Consider the following 21,427-nt stretch of genomic DNA (forward strand, 5'->3'; position numbering starts at 1 on the left):
CGAGCGGGAGGGACAAAGATGGGAAGCGTGAGGTCGCTGTACATAAAACGAGCGGCGAGAGAAATCCTTGAAAAATATCCCAACAAGTTCACCAAGGATTTCAGTGAAAACGCCAGAATCCTCGATGAGTTAATAAAAACGGACAGTAAGACAACCCGCAATAGAGTGGCAGGATATATAACTAAAATTATGAAACGGGAAAACGGAACAGCGGCTGAGAATATCTAAAAACAAACTTGTTCTAAAAAATTAATTTTCATTACCACCTCCTAAGCCAATTTGCCCCATTTTTAATCCATTTTCCTCCGCATTTTTTAATAGAAAGAGCGTTAATCAATTAGATTCCTATGTACATTCCACTAATCATCTTAGTTGTAGTTTTCTTACTGATCGCGATAAGAAGAGTTGGTAGAATAAGTCTGCAGATGTGGCAGATCATGCTGTTCGGTGCCATCGCGGTTTTAGTGACAGGACAAATTTCACCGATGGATGCTTTGAAATCAATAAACTTGGATGTGATGCTGTTTCTCTTCGGGATGTTCACCGTTGGACAAGCCATGGATGAAAGCGGTTACTTATCACACCTATCCTACAAGATTTTCAACCGTTCCCGCTCAATCGACTCCTTGATACTATCAATTCTTTTCGTTATGGGCTTGACCTCGGCATTCTTGATGAACGACACCATTGCCATCATCGGAACTCCAGTCATGCTGTTCCTAGCCAAAAGACATGCCATCTCCCCCAAGCTGTTGCTGCTTACCTTAGCCTTCGCAGTTACGATAGGAAGTGCGATGAGCCCCATCGGCAACCCGCAGAACGTCCTAATTGCCATAAACGGGGGCTTCGCCAACCCATTTATCACCTTTTTCAGGTTTCTCTTCCTGCCCACGATTATCAATCTTTTCGTGGCCTATCTTATACTGAAGTTCTTCCATCGGGAACAATTTCACTCAAAACCGTTGCTGCATTCCCAAGAGCCAATAAAGGACCACTTCCTCGCCTTACTTTCCAAACTTTCCTTGCTCATAATAGTGGTCCTAGTAATGATTAAAATCGGGTTGTGCTATCTGGCCCCCCAGTTCGATTTCAGGTTGACCTATGTTGCGCTAATTGCTGCCGCACCTATTTTAATTTTCAGCCCGCGGAGATTAAGAATACTAAAAAATATTGACTGGCATTCCCTCATTTTTTTCGCGGCAATGTTTGTGCTCATGGAAAGCGTCTGGCAGACGGGGTTTTTCCAGTCCATGATAACCAGCTTGAAAGTGAATATCGTGTCAATAACTATGATCTTAGTAATCAGCACCATTCTGAGTCAGTTCATTTCAAATGTGCCTCTAGTAGCTCTATATTTGCCCATGCTGACCCAAGCCGGAGCCTCATCCAAAGAGACGATCGCCTTGGCGGCTGGAAGCACCATCGCTGGAAATTTGTTCATCTTAGGAGCAGCGAGCAACGTGATAATCATTCAAAACGCGGAAAAGAAATCCGGGGACACCTTGACCTTCTTTGAATTCGCCAAAGTTGGAGCTCCGCTGACCGTCGCAAATATTATAATCTACTGGATCTTCTTGTCTTGGCTCTAATTTGGCCAGCTGTTCTTTGACAATAATTCAGTCTACAATTAAAAAGCGATCAACGGAAAAATTTAAATAAACACAGGGTTTCCTTTTTTTATCCTTGAAGAAGGAGGAATAGCATGCCACCAGTCGTTGACCTTAAAAAGTGCACTGGGGCTGGAGTCTGCGCAGAGGTCTGCCCGGCCAACGTCATTGAAATCCAAAATGGAAAGGCCGTAGTTGTTCGTCCGGATGACTGTATTGAGTGCCGAGCCTGCGAGGCCTCGTGCCCAAACGGTGCCATTAAGCTCCCATGAATGTGACTAAATATCCCGCATCAAAATTGAACCTAATCAAGCGGGGACTATTTTTCACCCTCGTTATAATGACTTGATTATTGTTGCCTAATCTTAATCGAAGTGTTTACAAAATTTTCGAAAATGCAAAATTTAGATCTCGTGATTATGAAAGCCATGCATAGGTCGCAACTGCACTAACCTGTTACTGGAACTTTCAGCCGATATGTACCACCGGGCTGAACACCTCGCCGAAGCTCGGTGCTTACACCCGTGGCCATTCAACGGGATCTTCTAGTCCCGGGCTGCGGGCTACCCAGCAAACCGTGTCGCCACGGCTCGCCGTGACGGAGTCACCGGTAGCCCAGGGTGCCTATTTTCGGGTATCGCTTCGGCCTTAGATGCTTTCAGGCCTTATCGATTGGCGCGTAGCTGCCCGGCTCTGCCCTGTCGGACAACCGGTAAACCAGAGGCGCCGGCATCCTGTTCCTCTCGTACTAGGGATACCTTGCCCTCAGGCACCCAACACCCCCGAAAGATAGCATCCGACCTGTCTCACGACGGTCTAAACCCAGCTCACGTTCCCCTTTAATGGGCGAACAACCCTACCCTTGGCCGCTGCTACACGGCCAGGATGGGAAGAACCGACATCGAGGTAGCAAACCGCGGGGTCGATAGGGGCTCTCGCCCGCGACAACTCTGTTATCCCCAGGGTACCTTTTCTGTCATCCCGAGCCCTCACCAAGAGGGACATCGAGGTTCGCTAGGCCCGGCTTTCGCCTCTGCGAGCCTTGGTAGTGAGCTCACAGTCAGGCCGGCTTTTGGCCTTGCCCTCCACGGCGGAGTTCTGACCCGCCTGAGCCGACCTTTGGGCTCCCTTGATATCTTTTCGAGGGACTGCCGCCCCAGCGAAACTGCCCACCTGCCGCTGTCTCCCTTGCGGGGTTAGAGACGTAGTCACGAAAGGGCGGTGTTACATTGGCGCCTCCACCCGACCCTAAGGCCGGGCTTCTAAGGCTCCCGCCTACGCTCTGCAATCGCGACCGCGCCCCAACGACAAGCTGCAGTAAAGGTCCATGGGGTCTTTGTTTCCCTTCGGGGGTCCCCGGCATGTGCGCCGGCCAGTGGGTTCACCGAGTTCCAGGCTGGGACAGTGGGGCTATCGTTGATTCCTTCATGCAAGCCGCCAATTAAGCGGCAAGGTATTACGCTACCTTAAGAGGGTTATAGTTACCCCCGCCGTTTAGCGGCGCTTCTGCCCGTTGGACCGGGCTTTCACGTACCGCCACTGGGCAGAATTCACTTACTGTACAAGGGCTTTCGCCTTCGCAGTAAGCTACGTTTTTATTAAACAGTCGTAGCCCCCTAGTCACTGCGACCTGCCCCTCGCGGGGCAGGCACCCATTATACCGAAGCTTTTGGGCCAACTTGCCGAATTCCCTAGCCTGGTGTATCTCGACACGCCTTAGGCTTCTCACCTAGGGGCACCTGTGTCGGATCTAGGTACGGTCACCTAGGGTCCCATTTCCCAGCTCCCTTTTCACGGGCTCCAAGAATCAGCCGAACCCACCTAACGGCAGGCTATTCCCGCCTTCATCCGGTTCTCTCCATTACGGAACTCCCCGGATTTCAACGGTTAAATGAGGCGACGACCTCACTCGGCCTATCTCAGAGCGTCGGAAGCTAGGCTTGCGTTGCCGCAGGTACCTAGATGGTTCCGGAATATTAACCGGATTCCCTTTCGATGGCTTCTGGTTGAGAGCCACCTTAGGACCGACTAACCCTCGACTGACGATCATTGTCGAGGAACCCGAGCCCCTTCGGCGGTTGGGATTCTCACCCAACTATGCTGCTACTACCACCAGGATCCTCATTCCAACGTGGTCCATACGACCTCACGGCCGTACTTCTCCCCACGCCGGACGCCTTCCTACCAGATCAGTCTACTAAACTTCGACTGCCCCGAGGTATCGGCAGTCGGCTTAGCCCCGTGAATCTTCGGGGCCCCCGCCCTCGATGGGTCCGCTATTACGCGTTGTTTAAAGGATGGCTGCTTCTGAGCCTACCTTCCCACTGTCTGAGGACGAGGACACCCTTCTAGGTTGACACTTAGCCGACATTTAGGGGCCTTAACCCCGGTCTGGGTTTTTCCCCTCTCGGAGCGGGAGCTTACCCCCCGCATCCCGTCTCTAGCGGTCTACGGTGCCGACAGCTTTGGAGTTCGACAGGAGAGCCGGGGGTTTCCCCCCATGCATCCCCAATCGGTGCTCTACGCCACCGGCGACCTCGCGCTAGGCCTGACTGCGGCCAGCTTCGGAAGGAACCAGCTGTCACCGGGCTTGATTGGTCTTTCGCCACTAGCCCAAGGTCATCCGACCGAATTGCACATCAAGACCGGTTCGGCCCTCCATCCCCCAAAGGGGGACTTCAGCCTGCCTCGGACTAGATCGCCCGGTTTCGGGTCTTCGCGCCGTGACTCCGGGCGCTGTTAACACCCAGTCCCTCGCCCTTGCGGGCTGCGGACCTTTTGCTTTCGCTCTGGCTCCGCGGTTGAACCGCTTAGCCTCGCCACGGCACGAAACTCCCTGGCCCGTGATTCTAGACGGACGGCACGACCCTGATTCCCTCCCCTCGTACAACCGCCTCGCGACGGCTTCCTTCAGGGAGGATCAACTCTTTCGAGCCGTGCCCTACTATCGCCACCTAGTTTCAGGCTCTTTTAACCCCCCTTCCGGGGTGCTTTTCAGCTTTCCCTCGCGGTACTGCGTCCGCTATCGGTCTCGAGACGTGTTTAGGGTTGGGGGTTGATGCCCCCCAGCTTCAGGCACCAATTCCGAGGCGCCCTACTCAGGATACTCCCCCTCGTACCCTGCGCGATTACGCCTACGGGGCTGTCACCCTCTAAGGCGCAGGTTTCCAACTGCTTCGGCTTCTCACGCGAGAGATTGGAGGGAGTCCTACAACCCCACATCCCCAGTGATTTTCACCACCAGGTTCGGTTTGCCCTCTGCCGGTTTCACTCGCCGTTACTTCCGGCATCGCGTTTGCTTTCTTTTCCTCCCGGTAATAAGATGTTTCCGTTCCCGGGGTTCCCGCTCGCTCGCGCGAGCGATGGAGGTTTCCCTCCACCAGGAAGTCCCATTCAGCGATCCTAGGTTCAACGGTTGCTTGCACCTCGCCTAGGCGTTTCGCCGCTTGCCACGGCCTTCTTCGGCGCTCGAGCCAAGCCATCCCCCAGGTGGCTTACTAAGTTCTCTGTAAACCCAGCTAGCACAGCTGCGACCTATGCATGGCAATCATCTTGCGTTTTCCGCAATATGCCCTTAGCACGAGAGTTTCCTCGCGTGCCGCATTTATAATGTGGACCCGGCGGGAATCGAACCCGCGACCTTCGGCTTGCAAAGCCGACGCTCTGCCTCTGAGCTACAGGCCCCACGAGGGTTCGGTACTCAAAACTTCAAAGGAGGTGATCGAGCCGCAGGTTCCCCTACGGCTACCTTGTTACGACTTAGCCCCTCTTGCAGAACTCGGATTCGACTCGCCCAACTAGAACGAGCCTCATCCGAACCCCACTCGAGTGGCTTGACGGGCGGTGTGTGCAAGGAGCAGGGACGTATTCACCGCGCGGTGTTGGCACGCGATTACTAGGGATTCCAGCTTCACGAGGGCGAGTTGCAGCCCTCGATCCGAACCGAGCGTAGGTTTAGGGGATTAGCTTCCTCTTACGAGGTTGCAACCCATTGTCCTACGCATTGTGACCCGCGTGTGGCCCAGGGGATTCGGGGCATACGGACCTACCGTCGCCCTCTCCTTCCTCTGGCTTAGCGCCAGCGGTCCCCTTAGAGTGCCCAGCTTTCCACTGGGGCAACTAAGGGCGAGGATCTCGCTCGTTGCCTGACTTGACAGGACGCCTCACGGTACGAGCTGACGATGGCCATGCACCACCTCTCAGCTAGTCCGGCAAGGTCGTCAGCCTGGCCTTCATCCAGCTGTCGCCCCTGGTGAGTTTTTCGGCGTTGAATCCGATTGAACCGCAGGTCCCACCCCTTGTGGTGCTCCCCCGCCAATTTCTTTAAGTTTCAGCCTTGCGACCGTACTTCCCAGGCGGCGGGCTTAACGACTTCTCTCCGGCACCTGGTGCTCTCGAGGAACACCAGACACCTGGCCCGCATACTTTACAGCTAGGACTACCGGGGTATCTAATCCCGTTCGCTCCCCTAGCCTTCGCCCCTCACCGTCAGGTCCGTTCTCGTCAAGCGCCTTCGCCACTGGTGGTCCCCCGAGGATCAGAGCATTTCACCGCTACCCCCGGAGTACCCTTGACGTCTCCCGGCCTCAAGGCTAGCAGTATCCCTTGCCAGCCGAACGGTTAGGCCGCCCGATTTCACAAGGGACTTGCTAGCCCGGCTACGAGCGCTTTAGGCCCAATAATCGCGACCACCACTTGGGCTGCGGGTATTACCGCGGCGGCTGGCACCCGACTTACCCAGCCCTTATTCGTGGAGCTTCTTACACTCCACAAAAGCCGTCGATCAAAAGACCAACGGCACTTGGGGTTCCCCCGTCACGCTTTCGCGCATTGCGGAGTTTTCGCGCCTGCTGCGCCCCGTAGGGCCTGGGGCCTTGTCTCAGTCCCCATCTCCGGGCTCCGACTCCCATCGCCCGTACCCGTTGTAGGTTTGGTGGTCCGTTACACCACCAACAGCCTGATAGGCCGCAGTCCTATCCTCGGGCCCCGGAGGATTTGAGTGAGGGGGCATTCCAGCGTCCCTCACCTATCGGGGATTGTCCTCAGTTTCCCGAGGTTATCCCCGTCCCGAGGGTAAGTTGACTACGTGTTACTGAGCCGTGTGCGGGGCCATCCCTTGCGGGACGCCCTCCACTCGCATGGCTTAGCCGAACCCCAATAGCGGTGGCCTCCGGCAGAATCAACCGGAGTTATTGTCGCAAAGCCAATGAAATTGGCTTGAGTACCGAACCTATCTCGGACCCGAGCCCTTCCAGTAGCCTGGTTTGTTCGGATCCACATTTTGAGTCCACACCAAGAGTACGATTTCTCATCGTGGGACATTCACGGTCCCAAACTCCAAATCGACGCCGTTCACACTGCAGTGTGGACGGTATAATCTCTGAAACTTACCATACTTAAAGCTAACGCAGCGCCCCACCATTTTGCTCGATATTCGAAAATTCTGTTTTCCCAACCTTTCTAAAATCTTAAACGGTCACGAACATGAAAACAGCTTTTTCCATCTGTTCAACTACTATAAAAACATGTTTTGAAACTCGGCGAAATTAAATCTCGCAAACGTTGCCATTCCCATAAACAACCAACGAAAGTACTAAAAAGCCGCCGTATAAGTAATTGGCGAGGTGACCTGATGAAAAGGTTGTCTGAGTTGAACGGCCTCAAGGTCTACAGCGATCGCGCGCGCTACGTGGGAACTGTAGAAGATGCTGTAATCGATGATAAAGAGGGAGCGGTAGTTGGCCTTGTTTTTGGGCGAAAGGGAGATAAGGCCCTATCAATTCCCTACACGAGCATCATGGCAATTGGAGATATCATTTTAATTCAGAGCAAAAAGGAAGAGGCAGTTGCGCCAACATGATTGAGGCTTTTCGGGGTAAAAAGCCCCGCATCCATAAGACGGCATTCGTTCATCCGTCCGCCACAATTATAGGTGATGTTGTTATCGGCAAGCGCGCAAGCGTTTGGCCTGGGGCGGTCATCAGGGCGGACTTCGCCAGCGTAAAGATTGGTAACTACTCCAACGTTCAGGACAATGCGGTAATTCACTCCGGAGATGTGTACCGGAACGGGAAGCCTGAATATTTTCCCACCAAAATTGGCAACTATGTAATCATCGGCCACCGCGCGCTAGTTCATGGCGCTACTATCGAAAACCAATGCATCATCGGTGCGGGCTCGGTTGTCTTTAACCGCGCGAGAGTCAGGAAAGGCGCAATGGTCGGGATTGGAGCAGTTGTTCTTAGAGATGTTGAAGTGCCACCGCGCACGGTTGTCGTAGGCATACCAGCTAGGCCCCTGCGGACGATAACAGACGAAGAATTCAGGCAGATTAAAACCCAAGCCATTAACTACTCAAAACTAGCTGAAGAATATCTTAAAGCGGAATCAATGTCGTCTCAAGTCCATCGTAAGTGGGGTAGGCCTCGACTAAAGCGAAAGTGAGGTTTTTTTCCATTTTAGCTAACTTTTCAGCCACGTACCAAGGCATTTCAATCCTTTTCTTGTGGTGGTCAATCACTATTAATTCTGCAGGAATCCTGTAGTCTCGCATTAACCTTGACCGTACCGAAACCAATCTATCATCAGGCAAATTCAATATTACTCCCTTCACCAATAGACCATCAGGCGTAACGACCTCATGTGGTCTAGCGATATTTTTTGCCTTGCGTTTGAGTCTGTTGCGCAACTGAACTGAATCCTTTAAAGCGCTGGGACAATAGTGAATGTTTAATTTGGTATTCTTGGCGGCCCACTTAAGTACCCTGATTGCCACCTCTTCACTCCCTTTAGCTGCCATGGAGGTACTGGACTTTAGTGTGAACCCTTTCTTTTTAAGTTGATCTAAGTTAGTATCGGAAAACTCCAACTCATTCAAGTTCACAAATTTGCACTTTATCTTATCCAGCTCAGCTAAAAGCGATGTAATCTTTCGATATTCACCCGGGATGGCGGGTATTTCAACACCGGCACAAAGACATACGTCCAGCGCTAACTTAACCGGCTTTACCGACCAAGTATGGAACCTAATCTCATCCAAACCTTCGCGTTTAAGCTGGAGCAACTGCGACCTCGATAGCTCCCCGCAGCAGTACATATGCACATGGTGATTACGACCGAATTTTTCTTTCATAAGTCGCAAGTAGAATAAAACGCGCTTAAATCTAAGAGAAGGGTCACCTCCGGTGATCCCGGTGCCCAAGGCCTCCATTGATCTCGCCTCATCCAAAATATCTTTAGTCGATTTAATCGGCCTTTCATTCGCATAAGCTAAATCCTTGCCCGCCCTTTTCTCAGACAACGGACAATAAAAGCAACGGCGGCGGCAGAGCCCGGTTACAAAGAGCACCAACTTTGCTCCCTTTATGCAGAGTCTGCAGCCTTGAGGCATCTTTCCCAGAACTAAAGAATTTGCTGAAGTACGAATTATCCTGCGGTCGGCTCTATCTGTGGCCAATCTCATGACCCCAACGTCTTTTCTTGTCGGTGACTTCCTCTTTCCAAATGGGAACTTCCTTCTTTACCCTGTCCATTATCTTGGGAAGTGCGCTAAACACCTCGGCCCTTCTAACGCCAGCCACTAATACATATATTGCGTCATCACCTGGCGAGAGTTCATCGACAACATGGTGGATCATCACCCTCTTGATTCCGGGCCTTCTCTCAAAATCAGACGCTATTTCACCGAGCTTATCCACCGCGTCTTCTGCGCTTTCATAATGCAAATATTTAACAGATCCCCCTTCTAACGACACTCTCCGAATTACGCCCACAAAACATCCAATAGCTCCAACCTCCTTGTCTAAGCTGGCCTTCATCCGTTCAAGAAGGTCGTGGAAATTAACCTCTCCCTTTCGATGCACACCTACATCAGGCAAAAGATATCACCGCTGAATCTAACCACCCGAGACTGGAGGGAAGATTGCCACAACGTCTCCGTCTTTCAATTTAGTGTGCAAGCCTTGTAATAGGTTCACGCTCCTTCCATTCACGATGATGTTTACCGTCTCGCGCAATTTTTCGCCATCAAAGAGTTGCCTACCCAATTTCTCACCAAACTTGGCTACGAGCGCCTTCAGCAGGGAGGAAACATCAGCGGTGCCCTCTATCACCGTTTTATCCGCACCTGCTGCCTCCCTGAAATTGGCAAAAAATTTTACCGTTACTGCCACAACGCTCACCGAAATCCTTCCAACTACCTAAAAAGATTAATTACTCAACCTTTTTAAGCATGCGTAAGAGAGTAGTCAAGGAAGGGTTGATTTCGTGGCGGAGGTCAAAACCCAATTACAGAATATCGTGCTTTCCGTAACTTACGAAGGCGTTGAATTTGACTTGGAGAAGTTGGCCAGATCACTTGAGGGGGCAAGATACGATCCGGAGGTATTTCCTGGAATCGCTTATAAGTCGGAGGACCCACAGGCTTCCTTCTTAATTTTCGCCTCAGGAAAAATGAACTGTGTCGGCGCCAGAAGCATGGCAGATGCCAAGCTGGCCATAAAAAGGCTCACCAAGAAGCTTCAAAAGGCCGGAGTCAAGGTTAAAAGCGAGCCCAAAGTAAAAGTTCAGAACATCGTGGCCTCATTCGATTTCGGGCGCGAGTTCGACTTGGAGAAAATAGCCAGAACTTTTGAAAACACCGAATATGAACCTGAAGTTTTCCCTGGGCTGGTTTTCCGGTTAGACGAGCCAAAGGTAGTGGTTCTTCTCTTCGTCTCTGGAAAAGGGGTCTGCGCTGGTGCCAAAAGCATGGCGGATATCAAGGCGGCTGGGACAAAGATATTAAAACTTCTGAAACAGCACTAATGATGTAACCAACTCGCTGTTTTGCCTACATAATGCTACTTGGCCAACTTTGCCACAATATTTGCCACTCTGTATCCCAAATCTCGGCAGTTTTCAATACTTTCTTGGCTTGGGCTTCCGACAGCAACTGATCCGTAATGCATAAGATTTGATCTCCCCACTACAACCATGCCGTGAATAAGCATGGCATGGATTATGGACAACAGCGTGGTTTCGGACCCACCTGACCCTCCAAAGCTGGTAAAAGCAGCACCGACCTTTCCATCGAGCTTGCCGTAGTATTTAACCGACTCGTCAACGAAGGTTTTCATCTTGGCCGACATCTGTCCGAAATGGCAGGGCGAACCGATAATTACTCCGTCAGCTTCTAAAAGCTCATCAACCTTGGCCTGATCGACCTTCCTAAGCACCACCGCTACACCAGCGACCTTTTTAGCTCCCTCTGCCACTGCGTGAGCCATCTTTTCCGTGTTTCCAGATGCTGAGTCGTAAACGATTAAAACTTTGGGCATTGAATATCCTCATTCATTATTTGTCTTTTCATTTCAATTTAAATTATCTGTACTGGACTAATCCATTTCCAAGATAAATCCCTCAACGAGCCTAATTTTTAACTTGGGCGAAGATAGAGCTTTTCGATACTATGACTTCCACTGTCATCGTCAGGTATGGAGAATTGGCCCTCAAAAGCGAGCCTGTAAGAAAAAGATTTGAGAGGTGCCTAATAAACTCGATAAAACGATCGCTGCGAAATGTGACTTACACCATTAGAACCGAACGCGGTAGGATTTTCATTGATACTACCGCCACGGCAAAAACGGTGAAAATTCTGTCTCAGCTTCCTGGCATAACCTCAATCAGCCCAGCTGTGAAGACGAAGGCAGACCTTGATGCCATTAAAGTCAAAGTAACTACCTTAGCCAAAAAAATACTAAAGCCCGGTATGTCTTTCGCAGTCAGAACTACTAGAATCGGAGAACATGCCTTTTCCAGCAGAGATATAAATATTGCTATAGGATCATATGTCCTTTCCCTCCTGAATAATCTAAAAGTCGATCTCTCCCATCCTGACGTTGAAATATCGATTGAGATCCGAGATAACGATGCCTACGTCTTTTCCAAAACGGTGCGGGGTGTTGGTGGATTGCCTGTTGGAACTCAAGGGAAAGTCGTGGCAATTTTGTCCGGGGATAAAAAAGACGCCATCGCGGCATTTATGATGCTAAAGAGAGGATGTATGGTAACACCACTAATTTTGGACGCATACGACGGGATAGGCAATCACCGGACAGGGCTTACGATTGCACAAGCGGAAAGATTGTCACTTTTTGGCGCTGCCACCTCCCTCTGGTTATTCCCATTTAAGGATCTACTAAATCAAGTACAGAAAAAAACGGACAGCAAATTTTCCTTTATTATTCGCAGGCGTTGTGAACTGAGGGCCGCTGAGCTGGTCGCAAGAAGAATCGCCGCCGAAGCCGTTGTAACGGGTGACGACGCTCAATCTATTGCGGGGATAATGCTGCCAAACCTACATACCATTGACGCGGCCTGTCAGCTGCCCGTGTTGAGACCACTTTCCGGTCTGGAGGTAAACGAAATCAAAAAAATTGGCGTAAAAATAGGGCTAAAACTAGCTAAGGGTTCAAAATTGTCTCACCCCTTAAAAGGCGCCGTTATTAGCGCCGAAGAAATTCTTGAACAGGAAGGGATAATAAACGTTAGGAAAATTATTGAGGATGCCTCTGAAAAAATAAGAAAAATAGAGGTCCGGTGAAAACATGGATTTGGTGATTAACCCGGCCACTTCGATCACTGGTGAGATCGAGGCCCTACCATCAAAATTTCATACGCAATTTTCCACCGCACTCGCGATCCTAACCGGAGGAAAGTGCACCATTGAATCCCCTTTAAGGGTTCGCGATACCCAAGTTATGCTAAAAGCAGCTGAATCCTTAGGGGCTGTTGTAAAGCGGTCCCAGGAAAAATGGACCATCTGGGGGGTAGACGGCAAAATCAAATCAGATAAAAACACCCTAGACGCGAAGAACTCCGGCACCTCGATCTGCCTGCTTACAGGGATCTCCACCATCTCGCCATCGACCATGGTCCTCCATGGTGACAGCCAATTGCGCTCAAGGCCCATGCCAACATTTCTTAAGGCGCTACGTTGCCTAGGCGCCGATGTCTATTCGACGAAACCAGATGAAAGTCCTCCTTTCATAGCTTTCGGCGGCGGGCTCAAGGGTGGCAAGGTTAAGCTTGATTTTCTTGAACCCAGATATCTGCCGCCCGTTCTAATCGCGGCACCTTATGCCAAAAAAAAGGTAGAGTTAAAGGTCAAATCACCAACACTTGATCGGATCTCTGAACTAATGAAAATCGGACATGTCAAAGTGATCGAAAAAAAGAACACCGTCATTATCCCCAACCAAACCTACCGCGCCTTTACTTATCGAGTGCCGCATGAGATCTCTGGAACTGCGCCTTTTCTGGTCGCTGCCTGCCTAACCGGTTCAAGCATTAAAATAAACCCTCTAGGACAAATGACCTATCGCGACAAGGAATTTCTCCAATGCTTAAAATCATTCGGAATCAATCCACAAATTTCAAAAAAATGCCTCAGTCTAGATGGAAAACACCGACTTAAAGCCACAAGGCTGAACCTCCGTTCTACTCCCGAATTGCTGCCCTTAGTCGCAGTAATTGCCTGTATGGCAAGAGGGAAAACTTTGATTTACGATGCCGCGGGCGCTAGGACCATGAAGTCAGACCGGATTTCAGCGATCGCCAACGAACTGAGACGAATGAAAGCCAAGGTGCTCGAGAGAAATGATGGATTGATCCTCCAAGGACCAGTGACATTGCGCGGCTGCGAAGTTGATGGTCACAACGACTATGCCATCACCGCGGCTCTCGTGGTGGCAGCGCTTGTATCAAATGGAATTACGACAATCAAAAACGGTGCCGACTCGCTTATCTCGAGTTATTCAAGATTCATATCCACCTTCCAAGCGATGGGCGCCGAGATAAGCTACCGGCACCCAACAGTTTGATTAAGAAAGTTAATATTTCTGAAACATCATGGTTAATTGACCTATTTAGTTTATCCCGAATTGTGGTCACTTGAGGGGGCAGCTGAGTATAGAGTTCTTGGCGGTCATGGCCGGTTTCTTGATCATGGTAGCTACTGTTACTCTGCCGACGTATCTTCAGGCAAACTTCGACGCGGAAAAATTGAGCAAAATCTCTGAAGCAAAAGTGGCTGCCAACGAGCTGGCAGCTGGACTGAACCATCTGTATGCAGTGGGGCCAGGTTCACGTCTGACCGTCGAATACTCGCTTCCGGCCGGGATCTTGACCATATACTTGGGAGGCTACGATAATCTTGATGTCGATGGGAGACTTACAGCGGATGAAACAGTTCCGATAAATGGCCGTGCAGACATCCAAATTCTGATGGACTTTAACGGCGATGGGTTGTGGGACAACATGCGCGATTCCATAATCACAGTGGATACGGTACTGCCCAGTCGGTGGAATGAAGACGGTACCGACCGGGGAGAAGACTGGGTTAAGGAGAATTGTCTACACGTGGAAGAAAATGGCTTGAAAGTCGGTCCTGAGTACGGGACTCTTTCTAACAGAACTTTTCACCGAACCACGCTAATTTACTGCTACGATCCGAGCAGCCGATACCCGCGAAGGATCGTGGTCTTAGATGAAATCAGATAGACATTATTCAAAAGGCCAATCGGCGGTTGAATATCTGACCATACTCTCCGCGGCGCTGGCCCTACTGACCTCAGTAACTCTCACCCAATCCATCAATCCATCCAAAAATGCTGCGGATCATTCGGCATATCTAATGCAGGCAAAAGCGACAGCCAGTTCCATCGCTGGTGCCATAGATGCTGTTTATGCGAACGGGGCCGGTGCATCCAAAAGTTTAATCGTGAAACTGGGCTGCCCCTGGACGGCCCAAATGGACAACTCGAAAAATGTCTTTAGGGTAATCTTCTGGACCATGTCGGGCGCAGAAAATTCGGAAGTCAATCTTCAGTACAAAATAAAGAAACAACACTTGCTTACAACAATCCCTCCGGGAACCTACACGGTCATCGTGACTTGGTCTGAAAACAAAAATTTTCCAGAAACTATGCAGCTGGATGTGGTCGGCGGCGGGAAAATTTACATCTATCTTAACCCACAGGGGTGATTAATCTGGCCATTGCAGAAAAAAGAGGATTCTTCTCAATAGACGCGCTTTTGGCGCTAAGTCTGTTGGTGATAGTCGCTACCTCGCTCATAACCTTATCTGAAGGAAGAAGAAAATCCGCAGAAGCGATTGAGATCCACCTAGAAGCAAAGATGATCGGCGACAGACTTGCCGCAGCGATGAACTCTGTATATGTGAATGGGCCCAACATCAGTCTAAGTCTCAAGTTGCCGGAGAACATTGGACCCTATCCATACAGAGTATTCTCAGACAACTCAGTTGGCTTGTTAACTGTTGAAAGCAGTGTTGAAGTAGTAGAGATAAATACGGTCTGCAAAAACTTCAAAAATTTTGTGCTTGAACGGGAAAATCTGACCAAAAAAATTCAGATATTCTGGGAGGGTTCCCAGCTATGTATTGCGGGGAGATAGCAGGCCAATCCAGCACAGAATTTTTAATCCTGGTCGCAGGCATAATTTTAACCGCAACATCATTTTTTTGTTGGAGTTTACAAAATACCGAACTCACTACAATAATTCAAGCGGCTCATGATGGAGCTGAAAATGCGCTTGCAACCATTGAAATCAACTATGGGTGTTCTGCATATGTCGAATGCTTTGGACTCAACGATAATCGAATAGAGATATCCATCGTTATCCTAGCTGCTCCGCCGGAAAATATCAACCAATTTGATTTCACGGAAAAAGTTGTTAAAAAAATGGTCAAAGAAAGCGTCTTTAATTATATCCAAAGGGCTCTGAGCAGTCTTTCGACAAACAATCCGATTGAAACAGCATTTTGCCCCTATGATGTCTCCATCCGCATAAGAAAGGGAATCGAATGAACGAGCATGGACAGATTTTTACCTTAGATATGTTCTTCGCCCTCGTCTTAACCGCGCTAATAATTAGTAGTTCCGGCCTAGCATTGGAACAGGTGAGGAAACAAACTAATGATTATTTTTTAAGATATTCTCTCGAACAAACGGCAAATGATGCTGCTGACGTGCTTGTTAAAACTGGCGGGACCCCGGATGATTGGCCAAAGCAGCCCAATTCCATAGAAGCTGTTGGCTTATGCCAAACTGATCAACACGGTTTTCCAATACCGAACAGCCTTTCGATACAAAAGCTAGAGAACCTAAGGCAACTTTGTAAAAATGAAATCTGGGAAAGCTATCCCGCTGCCTCTCAGGCAATAAAGGCCCTTTTTAATCGCTCTGAAAAATTTGAACTCATTTTGATCGACGAAACTACTAACGAAAATCTATGGCCCCCAGTTTACCCTCGATGGAATATCAAACAATCGTCGGGAGTTCAAGACTCATCAGAGGTTGTCGTGGTAAAGCGCCTAGTTGCTACAAATGTGATAACCGAAAACTTACTTGAAAATCTTATCCACATCAGCAAACCACCACGTTACCAAATCTACTTTAACGTTGACCCTGGAGAACTAAACACTCGTGACTGGTACATCGTTTTAACAAGGTCGCTGCCACCGCCACCAATACAACCGGAAGTGAGGATTTGGGTGAACCGAAACCCGAGTGACGGTGATGGAGATCGGGACTTCAAATCCCCACCGCATGATTCGCCCTTCCGAATAAGATGCGATGGAGTGGATTACCCAGATGGTTCTGACTACGCCTTTCCAGTGCCGCTGCACGAAGGGCAGAACTTCATCTGGATTAGAATTTCAGGTAAAAATGCCCCGGTTAACGTTTCAATAGTTTCGCTACCGAGGGGTTCGCCATCAAAGTTAGTTGAACTTCCCCCAGTGGCAACCTTGGTTGTAAAACTATGGAGGTAGAAGATGTCCTCACTTTATGATGAAAAAGGTTTTATATTCAGCCTAGATGCAATTCTGGCCATCGCGGTTCTGATCACGGCTTTGCTTGGCGTGGCGAGTTTCATCGGACCCCAACCAATTCATGATCAACAGGGGTATCTTAGACTTGAAAGATACGCTAACGATGCTCTTGAAGTTTTACAGCTAACGGGAACAATGGACGAAATAATAAACTATGTTAGGCAAGGATACCCAGAAAATGCCGAATACTTGGCCGAAACGCAGCTTAGAAAAATTTTGCCTGCCGAAATTCAGTTCAGGCTGATAATCGGCGACGAAAACAATCCGCGTCTGGATAACGTTTTTTCAACGCACGGAAAGAATGAAGAATGGTTGGTCGCTTTTCAAAATGTAAATGAGATGGCCAAGGCTATAGGAATAACCACGCTACCTAGGAAAAGGATCAAGGTGCTCGCTTGGGTTGACAATAATGACGAAGAATTTATTTTCCAACTGCTTGTAAACGCTGGCATCGACCTCAAAAAAGTCAACACCATTACAGAATTCTGGAACGAAGTTGATACCGCCATCGCTAAATGGCAGCCGGGTCATCCCTATTATGACGCAATTTTCATTCCAGATGCTGAAATTGATCTCGCTCCAAACGGATTGACTTCAAAAATCATTGATCTAGTGATTTATCAAAAGTGCGAGGGTAGGATCGTTGTCGGTGGAAGTACCCTCTATCACAACTGTCAAGTTGAAGAAACTGATGGTTATCTCTGGGAATCGCTCGGGATTCTTTGGAACGATTCACCTCAAGAAATATCTGGACCGCCGCTGGACAACATGCGTATACTCAACTCTACCAGTTTCGTGACCCAAGCCTACAAAAATGGAGATAATATTGAATACAATTCGAATTATGCCCAATATGTTTACGCGCCTATCGATGCTTCGTGGGTAGTCGCGCGATGGGAAGATGTTCCAAACATCATCGCTAACCCTATAAGTGGAATAATTATCCGTCCTAGTGGCTTCACCCATACCCGTATGGGCCTATTGCCCCAGCCGGCGGTGCTGTTTAACATGCGCTTTGCCCAAAGTGCTACGGACAATGAGAACCCGATGGGTACTGCTGACTGGATAACTCTAGTAAAACTTGCACTTGGTTACGAAGAAGTTCCAGAGCTAATCAGCCTCTATGTTTGGAGGGGCCCGCCTGTGTGATGACGATGAAAACGGATTATGGACAAAAGGGGGTCGCTCTGAGCAGTTTGGCGCTGCTGCTGATGCTGCCGGCTCTGCTGTTAGCCGCTTCCAGCTTGAAAATAATTGAAATTGGTGGGGAAACCAACTCCATCCAGATCTTGGCTGATAAAGTGTACTATACTGGAAAAGAAATCTCAGAAACAATAAAACTAATGCAGAAGAATAGAGTTCCAATTAATGACATCAGCTTACAGGTGCTCGCTGAAAAATATCGTGCGGCGACTGGGTTAATTATATGTATTACCTCCAATCAAGTTTATCCTCTCTGGATCCACGTACAACCCACCGGCGTTAATCATTATGCTGGAAGCAAATACTGTGTTGTTGAAAAAATCTCCGCCAATAGATGGAAATATTCGTTTGAAGACTCAGATGCAAATGCCGGCGAAACTGTCGATTTTGACTATAACGAGCCAGAATTGCTCATCGAAAAGATCGATGAAAATTTGAAAATAACCGTGTTGGCCTACAACAGCCCTCATTTCTCGGACGTTTATTATTCAAAAGAACTATTGTGGTCTGAAGTTGGAGGCATCGGTGAAAGACATGTGGGAGAATCTACGGAAATAGAAGAAAATTGTTTTGGGTCATTTATTTTGATCTCCATTGAAATTAGAGACCCTAATGATTTGGTGAGATGCTTCGAAAATGTCCTGCTTACGTGAGAAATGGATGTGAAAAGATGACGGAAAGTTCTATTGTCCGTTTATTTTGGGAAGTTGGCAATATCATACTGGGTGCAGATAGGCGTGCTTCTGCCTGTAGAGCACAAGAAAACAGGATTAAACCAACGCGGGATAAAAACAGGCAAATAATTCCTGAAAAAATTAGGATATTTTTTGAAAAACACTACGCTGGCTGGCCAGAATATGTTATGTTGAAGGCACAAATTGCAATATTGCTGCTCTTTCTTACCACCGTGGTTTACTTAGTCCTATTGCCAAACGAGAATTTGATTTTCCTCACTCTGCTCTCAATCTGTAGCGGTTACTTGATTTACCAAACAAAAACCCAACTTAGGCTTGCCTTTAAACGAGAATATCCCGCCTATCGGTGTTTCGTGGTAATTTGTATAACAATCAACTGGTCTCTATTATTGCTGCTCAGATTGCTTCCCACAGTTTTTTCTATGGAATCTGACCTGAACATCATCATGCCGACATTTCTCGCTTTTGTCATAATTATCAGCGCCTTTGCGGCTTTCAGGATAAAGTATGGGCGCAATTTCACCTACGGTTTGGTTGAAGAATCCCGCGGCGGTTTCGCTTTGGTTCGGGTCGGTTACGATATCAGAAGTAATGTCAAGTCTGGAGTCTATCCAGTGGAAAGTTCTATCAAAGTAAGAAAAGGAGATACAGTAAAACTTAGGGTGGCTAGGCCGTTGCTGGGCTTAGGAGGAGCCAAAGTTAAGGCGATTACAGAAGTAGTTGGCCAATCTACATCTGCCTGAGTACCCTAATCCGCTCGGAAAGAGGTGGGTGTGTGGCAAAAAGATCGTCTAGAGGGCTTCTCTTCGGATCGGTAAAGAAGAGATGCGAAATCGCCTCGGTTACCTCCATCTTGCCGGCGTTCTTTTTCATAATCTTTTCAAGAGCGGAAGCAAGTCCTTCTGGATAACGGGTGAGTTCCACTGCGCTGGCATCGGCCAAAAATTCCCTCCGCCTTGATATCATCGCCTGCACGAGCCTCGTAGCTATGGGAGCAACTACGGCCAGAATTAACCCCGCCAGTATCAAAATTGCCGCTAAACCACCACCGCGCTCACCTTGTCTTCTCGAACCTCCGGCAAAAAAGGCCCCCCTCAATAGCAGATAGCTCAAAATGGCGGCGAATCCAACAAAAACCGCTATCATCGTCATGAAGCGTACATCGTAATTTCTTATGTGCGAGATTTCGTGGGCGACAACCCCTTCCAGCTCGATACGATTGAGACTCTCCAGTGCTCCGGTAGTTACCCCAACTGCGGCATGCTGCGGGTCGCGGCCAACCGCGAAAGCGTTTATCTCCTCGTTTTCAATGATGTAAACTTTTGGCGCAGGTATGCCCGCGGCCAAGCTGAGGCCCTCCACGGTGTTTATCAGGTAGATGTGTTTCACGGGATCAGCGGGTTTGGCCCTCATGACGCTGAGCACCGCCTGATCTCCGTATCGGTAAGAAACAATTGCTTGTACAGCCATCCAGATGATTCCAAAAATAAGAATTAAAACCACAAAATCGGGAGCAAAAATATATCCTATAGCAAAAAGCAGGCAAAGAACTATCGCAGTGATGGGGAAGATCAGCAACATCGAGTTTCTTTTATTTCTATTGATCTGGTCGTAAAAGCTAATTCGCGGCATCAAAAGGTCACTTTAGGAACCGCTCGCTCTTTCTCCGTAATCTCAAAATAGGGCTTCTGCTCGGTCCTGCCCATCCTCTGAGCAAACCATCGCCCGGGGAAAGTCGTAATTGCGTTGTTATAAGCAAGCACTGAGTCGTTATAGAATTGTCTGGCGTAGGCAATTTTGCTCTCGATACCGTCGAGCTGCTCTTGGAGTAATTTAAAGTTCTCGCTGGCCTTGAGGTTTGGGTAGTTCTCAGCCAAGGCAAAAATAGTCTTCATCGCTGCCGCTAACTCAACTCCTGCATCCATCTTATCCTTAACCGTCTGGGCCCCCATCATCCTTTCCCGAGCCTTGGTCACCATTTCAATGGCTTTTTTCTCGTGCGCCATGTAACCCTTAACAGTTTCCACAAGGTTGGGTACCAAATCAGCTCTTTTCTTGAGTTGTACGTCTATCTGTGCCCACGCATTATCAATTCTGTTTGACAGGGAGATTATCCGATTGTAATAGTTGAAAAACAGGGCGACTATCACCAGCAAAACTATTACAACAATAATGATTAGAATCCATTCCCACACTTTCTCGCCTACTGCTTTTTATGGCTCCTGACATTTAAACATATCCAAACAACCTAATCATAAACTGCCAATAAATATCGCCGAAAAATACCGTTACGAAAACACCTGCGGCTAGTGCTGGCGCAAACGGCATTCCCTTTTTGATCCTTAATTCATCCTTAATTCTGCCCTCTCTGACCAGCCTCTTGAGAACTCCAACTTGATAACGGGTTAATCCTGCCGCCCTACGGGGGTTCGTGTATGTTTTATCCCAATCGCTTTTCAGGTAAAACCAAGAAGAAGTCCGATATATTTTGCCTCCTTTTTCATAAATTAGTTCAGCCGGAATCATGCCCTCTTTCAGCTCGGTGATCTTAACTGTCGCATAAAAAGCGCTCCCCCCTCGTGCACGTAAAAAAACGAAGTAAACCAGCATAAAAGGCAGAATGATCAAAATGCTGTTAAAAAGGATGGTCAGGGGTACGGGGTAAATCGGGTTTTCTGTGGGCATTTTATATCCGTAGAGCAAGGCCCCAAGCGCGGTGAACAGTTTAACGTCTCCACCTGCCCACCCCCCCGTCCGCCAGAGAAGATAACCAATGGCGAAAGAGATTGCAGCACCGAGAACTCCGGATATCATGACGAAAAAATCAAGCGAAAAAATTCCAAGAAGAATATAGTAAATTATGCCGAAGAAAATCATGGTAAAATTCAGTTCGTTAGGTATTATGCGTTTGCGCAGATCAGTATATACTGCAATGATTGAACCAACCACTGCAATAACAGTGGGTATAAAATCAAAACCCATCAAGCTCATACACTCAGTTTTATTATAATTTGGAAATGGTTTTAGCT

At 48.5% G+C, this 21,427-nt stretch carries 23 protein-coding genes, 1 tRNA gene and 2 rRNA genes; 16 read left to right on the forward strand and 10 right to left on the reverse strand.

The features are described from left to right. The first annotated feature begins 18 nt into the window (after window positions 1-18). From QXT02_RS01100 to QXT02_RS01110, 3 genes are all read left to right on the forward strand, one after another. Window positions 19-228 (forward strand): 30S ribosomal protein S17e, encoded by a 210-nt coding sequence (locus QXT02_RS01100; protein WP_342811478.1) that lies wholly within the window; start codon window positions 19-21, stop codon window positions 226-228. Window positions 229-347: 119 nt separating this feature from the next. Then, window positions 348-1,589 (forward strand): SLC13 family permease, encoded by a 1,242-nt coding sequence (locus tag QXT02_RS01105; protein ID WP_342811479.1) that lies wholly within the window; start codon window positions 348-350, stop codon window positions 1,587-1,589. Between the two features lie 113 nt (window positions 1,590-1,702). Then, window positions 1,703-1,879 carry a ferredoxin family protein gene (locus tag QXT02_RS01110; RefSeq protein ID WP_342811480.1) on the forward strand — a complete coding sequence of 59 codons (177 nt, stop codon included), beginning with the start codon at window positions 1,703-1,705 and terminating at the stop codon, window positions 1,877-1,879. Window positions 1,880-2,064: 185 nt separating this feature from the next. Here the strand turns inward: QXT02_RS01110 and QXT02_RS01115 are convergent. From QXT02_RS01115 to QXT02_RS01125, 3 genes are all read right to left on the reverse strand, one after another. Continuing rightward, window positions 2,065-5,117 (reverse strand): 23S ribosomal RNA (locus QXT02_RS01115). A 102-nt stretch (window positions 5,118-5,219) separates the two neighbouring features. After that, window positions 5,220-5,291, reverse strand: a tRNA-Ala gene (locus QXT02_RS01120). A 28-nt stretch (window positions 5,292-5,319) separates the two neighbouring features. Then, window positions 5,320-6,797: ribosomal RNA gene (locus QXT02_RS01125) — 16S ribosomal RNA — on the reverse strand. Together the 16S and 23S rRNA genes with 1 tRNA gene alongside form the textbook arrangement of a ribosomal RNA operon. A 442-nt stretch (window positions 6,798-7,239) precedes the next feature. On the opposite strand from QXT02_RS01125, the gene QXT02_RS01130 reads away from it, so the two are divergent. Both QXT02_RS01130 and QXT02_RS01135 read left to right on the forward strand, forming a co-directional pair. Then, entirely contained in the window at window positions 7,240-7,467 is a 228-nt protein-coding gene (locus QXT02_RS01130; protein WP_342811481.1) for a PRC-barrel domain-containing protein, read from the forward strand. Continuing rightward, the gene (locus tag QXT02_RS01135; RefSeq protein WP_342811482.1) at window positions 7,464-8,051 is read left to right on the forward strand and encodes a gamma carbonic anhydrase family protein; all 588 of its coding nucleotides are present in this window, start codon (window positions 7,464-7,466) and stop codon (window positions 8,049-8,051) included. Before QXT02_RS01130 ends, QXT02_RS01135 begins: the two co-directional genes overlap by 4 nt. On the opposite strand, the gene QXT02_RS01140 is transcribed toward QXT02_RS01135, so the two are convergent. Genes QXT02_RS01140 through QXT02_RS01150 form a run of 3 tightly spaced genes read right to left on the reverse strand, consistent with a single transcriptional unit; the run spans window position 7,984 to window position 9,787 of the window. After that, complete coding sequence (locus QXT02_RS01140; RefSeq protein ID WP_342811483.1) at window positions 7,984-9,069, reverse strand: radical SAM protein; 1,086 nt, start codon at window positions 9,067-9,069, stop codon at window positions 7,984-7,986. The two genes, QXT02_RS01135 and QXT02_RS01140, sit on opposite strands and share 68 nt — an antisense overlap. Continuing rightward, window positions 9,050-9,484, reverse strand: coding sequence for a molybdenum cofactor biosynthesis protein MoaE (locus tag QXT02_RS01145; RefSeq protein WP_342811484.1), 435 nt, complete (start codon window positions 9,482-9,484; stop codon window positions 9,050-9,052). Before QXT02_RS01145 ends, QXT02_RS01140 begins: the two co-directional genes overlap by 20 nt. Window positions 9,485-9,502: 18 nt before the next feature. Further along, window positions 9,503-9,787 carry a ubiquitin-like small modifier protein 1 gene (locus QXT02_RS01150; RefSeq protein ID WP_342811485.1) on the reverse strand — a complete coding sequence of 95 codons (285 nt, stop codon included), beginning with the start codon at window positions 9,785-9,787 and terminating at the stop codon, window positions 9,503-9,505. Window positions 9,788-9,872: 85 nt separating this feature from the next. Here QXT02_RS01150 and QXT02_RS01155 point away from each other — a divergent pair, with 85 nt between their 5' ends. Continuing rightward, a complete protein-coding gene (locus QXT02_RS01155; RefSeq protein ID WP_342811486.1) occupies window positions 9,873-10,412 on the forward strand; it encodes a TATA-box-binding protein in 540 nt (179 codons plus the stop codon). A gap of 35 nt (window positions 10,413-10,447) precedes the next feature. Here the strand turns inward: QXT02_RS01155 and QXT02_RS01160 are convergent, their stop codons facing one another. Beyond that, entirely contained in the window at window positions 10,448-10,924 is a 477-nt protein-coding gene (locus tag QXT02_RS01160) for an NAD(P)H-dependent oxidoreductase (RefSeq protein WP_342811487.1), read from the reverse strand. A 131-nt stretch (window positions 10,925-11,055) separates the two neighbouring features. Between QXT02_RS01160 and QXT02_RS01165 the strand changes: the two genes are divergently transcribed. The 10 genes from QXT02_RS01165 to QXT02_RS01210 all read left to right on the forward strand — a co-directional run bounded on the left by QXT02_RS01165 (window position 11,056) and on the right by QXT02_RS01210 (window position 19,141). Beyond that, on the forward strand, window positions 11,056-12,189 hold the full coding sequence (locus QXT02_RS01165; RefSeq protein ID WP_342811488.1) for a tRNA sulfurtransferase: 1,134 nt from the start codon (window positions 11,056-11,058) through the stop codon (window positions 12,187-12,189). A gap of 4 nt (window positions 12,190-12,193) precedes the next feature. Further along, complete coding sequence (locus tag QXT02_RS01170; protein ID WP_342811489.1) at window positions 12,194-13,468, forward strand: hypothetical protein; 1,275 nt, start codon at window positions 12,194-12,196, stop codon at window positions 13,466-13,468. 70 nt (window positions 13,469-13,538) lie between these two features. Further along, window positions 13,539-14,147, forward strand: a complete 609-nt coding sequence (locus tag QXT02_RS01175; RefSeq protein ID WP_342811490.1) for a hypothetical protein — start codon at window positions 13,539-13,541, stop codon at window positions 14,145-14,147. Beyond that, window positions 14,134-14,631, forward strand: coding sequence for a hypothetical protein (locus QXT02_RS01180; RefSeq protein WP_342811491.1), 498 nt, complete (start codon window positions 14,134-14,136; stop codon window positions 14,629-14,631). The genes QXT02_RS01175 and QXT02_RS01180 overlap by 14 nt, the downstream gene beginning before the upstream one ends. Continuing rightward, window positions 14,628-15,062, forward strand: coding sequence for a hypothetical protein (locus tag QXT02_RS01185; RefSeq protein WP_342811492.1), 435 nt, complete (start codon window positions 14,628-14,630; stop codon window positions 15,060-15,062). Before QXT02_RS01180 ends, QXT02_RS01185 begins: the two co-directional genes overlap by 4 nt. Further along, window positions 15,044-15,475: a hypothetical protein gene (locus tag QXT02_RS01190; protein ID WP_342811493.1), complete on the forward strand. Its 432-nt coding sequence runs from the start codon at window positions 15,044-15,046 to the stop codon at window positions 15,473-15,475. The genes QXT02_RS01185 and QXT02_RS01190 overlap by 19 nt, the downstream gene beginning before the upstream one ends. Next, complete coding sequence (locus QXT02_RS01195) at window positions 15,472-16,440, forward strand: hypothetical protein (RefSeq protein ID WP_342811494.1); 969 nt, start codon at window positions 15,472-15,474, stop codon at window positions 16,438-16,440. The genes QXT02_RS01190 and QXT02_RS01195 overlap by 4 nt, the downstream gene beginning before the upstream one ends. 3 nt (window positions 16,441-16,443) lie before the next feature. Then, on the forward strand, window positions 16,444-17,649 hold the full coding sequence (locus tag QXT02_RS01200) for a hypothetical protein (protein ID WP_342811495.1): 1,206 nt from the start codon (window positions 16,444-16,446) through the stop codon (window positions 17,647-17,649). Between the two features lie 5 nt (window positions 17,650-17,654). After that, complete coding sequence (locus QXT02_RS01205) at window positions 17,655-18,356, forward strand: hypothetical protein (RefSeq protein ID WP_342811496.1); 702 nt, start codon at window positions 17,655-17,657, stop codon at window positions 18,354-18,356. Window positions 18,357-18,373: 17 nt separating this feature from the next. Continuing rightward, the gene (locus QXT02_RS01210) at window positions 18,374-19,141 is read left to right on the forward strand and encodes a DUF2101 family protein (RefSeq protein WP_342811497.1); all 768 of its coding nucleotides are present in this window, start codon (window positions 18,374-18,376) and stop codon (window positions 19,139-19,141) included. Here the strand turns inward: QXT02_RS01210 and QXT02_RS01215 are convergent. From QXT02_RS01215 to QXT02_RS01225, 3 genes are read right to left on the reverse strand one after another with little or no spacing between them, the layout of a single operon-like run. Continuing rightward, window positions 19,128-20,030 (reverse strand): M48 family metallopeptidase, encoded by a 903-nt coding sequence (locus tag QXT02_RS01215; protein ID WP_342811588.1) that lies wholly within the window; start codon window positions 20,028-20,030, stop codon window positions 19,128-19,130. The two genes, QXT02_RS01210 and QXT02_RS01215, sit on opposite strands and share 14 nt — an antisense overlap. Next, entirely contained in the window at window positions 20,030-20,593 is a 564-nt protein-coding gene (locus tag QXT02_RS01220; RefSeq protein WP_342811498.1) for a LemA family protein, read from the reverse strand. The genes QXT02_RS01215 and QXT02_RS01220 overlap by 1 nt, the downstream gene beginning before the upstream one ends. 34 nt (window positions 20,594-20,627) lie before the next feature. Continuing rightward, window positions 20,628-21,389, reverse strand: coding sequence for a prepilin peptidase (locus QXT02_RS01225; RefSeq protein WP_342811499.1), 762 nt, complete (start codon window positions 21,387-21,389; stop codon window positions 20,628-20,630). Between the last annotated feature and the right edge of the window lie 38 nt (window positions 21,390-21,427).

It is taken from the genome of Hadarchaeum sp. (SeqCode) (genome assembly GCF_038871235.1).
Classification (GTDB): domain Archaea; phylum Hadarchaeota; class Hadarchaeia; order Hadarchaeales; family Hadarchaeaceae; genus Hadarchaeum.

Excerpts from the sequence above, each read along its gene's own strand:
- QXT02_RS01100 (WP_342811478.1), top strand. The coding sequence starts at position 19 with ATGGGAAGCGTGAGGTCGCTGTACATAAAACGAGCGGCGAGAGAAATC.
- QXT02_RS01105 (WP_342811479.1), top strand. The coding sequence starts at position 348 with ATGTACATTCCACTAATCATCTTAGTTGTAGTTTTCTTACTGATCGCG.
- QXT02_RS01110 (WP_342811480.1), top strand. The coding sequence starts at position 1,703 with ATGCCACCAGTCGTTGACCTTAAAAAGTGCACTGGGGCTGGAGTCTGC.
- QXT02_RS01130 (WP_342811481.1), top strand. The coding sequence starts at position 7,240 with ATGAAAAGGTTGTCTGAGTTGAACGGCCTCAAGGTCTACAGCGATCGC.
- QXT02_RS01135 (WP_342811482.1), top strand. The coding sequence starts at position 7,464 with ATGATTGAGGCTTTTCGGGGTAAAAAGCCCCGCATCCATAAGACGGCA.
- QXT02_RS01140 (WP_342811483.1), bottom strand. The coding sequence starts at position 9,069 with ATGAGATTGGCCACAGATAGAGCCGACCGCAGGATAATTCGTACTTCA.
- QXT02_RS01160 (WP_342811487.1), bottom strand. The coding sequence starts at position 10,924 with ATGCCCAAAGTTTTAATCGTTTACGACTCAGCATCTGGAAACACGGAA.
- QXT02_RS01165 (WP_342811488.1), top strand. The coding sequence starts at position 11,056 with ATGACTTCCACTGTCATCGTCAGGTATGGAGAATTGGCCCTCAAAAGC.
- QXT02_RS01170 (WP_342811489.1), top strand. The coding sequence starts at position 12,194 with ATGGATTTGGTGATTAACCCGGCCACTTCGATCACTGGTGAGATCGAG.
- QXT02_RS01180 (WP_342811491.1), top strand. The coding sequence starts at position 14,134 with ATGAAATCAGATAGACATTATTCAAAAGGCCAATCGGCGGTTGAATAT.
- QXT02_RS01190 (WP_342811493.1), top strand. The coding sequence starts at position 15,044 with ATGTATTGCGGGGAGATAGCAGGCCAATCCAGCACAGAATTTTTAATC.
- QXT02_RS01195 (WP_342811494.1), top strand. The coding sequence starts at position 15,472 with ATGAACGAGCATGGACAGATTTTTACCTTAGATATGTTCTTCGCCCTC.
- QXT02_RS01200 (WP_342811495.1), top strand. The coding sequence starts at position 16,444 with ATGTCCTCACTTTATGATGAAAAAGGTTTTATATTCAGCCTAGATGCA.
- QXT02_RS01205 (WP_342811496.1), top strand. The coding sequence starts at position 17,655 with ATGAAAACGGATTATGGACAAAAGGGGGTCGCTCTGAGCAGTTTGGCG.
- QXT02_RS01210 (WP_342811497.1), top strand. The coding sequence starts at position 18,374 with ATGACGGAAAGTTCTATTGTCCGTTTATTTTGGGAAGTTGGCAATATC.
- QXT02_RS01215 (WP_342811588.1), bottom strand. The coding sequence starts at position 20,030 with ATGCCGCGAATTAGCTTTTACGACCAGATCAATAGAAATAAAAGAAAC.
- QXT02_RS01225 (WP_342811499.1), bottom strand. The coding sequence starts at position 21,389 with ATGAGCTTGATGGGTTTTGATTTTATACCCACTGTTATTGCAGTGGTT.